Annotated in this window: 1 protein-coding gene; it reads left to right on the top strand. The window is 21.2% G+C overall.

The window, feature by feature from the left end; translation table 11 throughout:
- The first annotated feature begins 95 nt into the window (after positions 1-95).
- A complete protein-coding gene (locus CD128_RS11135) occupies positions 96-1055 on the top strand; it encodes a hypothetical protein (protein ID WP_103329949.1) in 960 nt (319 codons plus the stop codon).
- Positions 1056-1352 lie beyond the last annotated feature (297 nt).

The raw sequence follows: 1352 nt of genomic DNA, 5'->3' as shown, positions 1-1352 counted from the left end.
GTTAATGATATAAATTTAAATTTCTAATATTAATATACTGCAAATAAGAAATGGACAAATTTATAATAAATAAAGTTCAAGAAAGGTAAATAATAATGATTAATAGAGTGCAAAAATATATAGAAAAGAATGAGAGAATTATTATTATTAGTTTAATAATTTTAGTATTTTTATGCTTGATTGTACTTTTTATAGAATTGATTACTTTAGATAATCGAGTAGGAAATGATATTTCTTATATTACAATATTTATTTCGATAATTAGCATAGTAACCACTACTATTTTAAGTGTATTTTTATATTTAGCGAATATAAAAGCTAATCGTATTAATGAAAGTGTACTTGAAATGACAAAACAACAAAATAATAAAGCTAATCATATTAATGAAAGTGTGTTAAAAATTACAAAACAACAAAATAATATTCAAAATTTCCTAATACTTAGTGAGAAAAGGGGAGAACAAGCTAAAAATATTAAAAGAGTAGAGGAATACATTAAATTTGCTAGAGTATTAGACTTATTTTGTTATACTAATTTTAGTACATATGACCAATTGTTAACCTTAAGAAAGCACAAAGTATTACAAATGCCAACTGAATTAAATCAATTTACAGATTTGAATCTTATTAAAATACCAAATTTAAATATTAGCGAAGAAACTTTACTAAAACATAATTTACACGATCCTAAAATGCAAAAATATAAAGATATTAATAAACAATTTTATGACTTATTACCTAATTCTGTTCTTTATCAATATAATATAATGTATTTAAAAGAAGTAGTAGAAAAGTTAAGTGGAATAATCGATGATGAACTAATTTCAAAATATCAAGAAGGAATATTTGTGCAAAAACAAATTGAATTTTTTAAGTTGAATTTCTTCAATGAATTATTAGACATTGATAATAGCTATAAATTTTATAACACTAATTATGACTACACAAAGGCTAAAATTATAAGTATTTGCTTACAACCAATTAAAAGAGAATTAAATCGTATGATTGAAGAGATTAAAAAAGAATATGGCGTATTAAAAAAATACTTTAATTAATGCATAATATAATACTAATCAAAATAAGGGTGTAGGAGTACGAGTATGAATAAGCATCTACCGAATAAATAATTAAAAATATTTTATCAATATTTTGAAAGTATTTAAAACAAAATGAAACTCCGTATAAAAATAAAAGCTAATATAAAGTAAAAGCTAGGAAAAATTAATAGTGAAAAATAAAAACTTTTTATGTATTTTTTAATGAAAGCGTTAAAAATTTCCATCTATACACAATATAAATAAAATTTTAAGAATATAGCATGATTGATTTGGAAATTTTCAATAGTGTAGGAC

This window comes from Staphylococcus croceilyticus, assembly GCF_002902575.1.
Taxonomy (GTDB): domain Bacteria; phylum Bacillota; class Bacilli; order Staphylococcales; family Staphylococcaceae; genus Staphylococcus; species Staphylococcus croceilyticus.
Note: the sequence above shows the minus strand (reverse complement) of the source record. Positions and strands in the feature narration are given on the sequence as shown.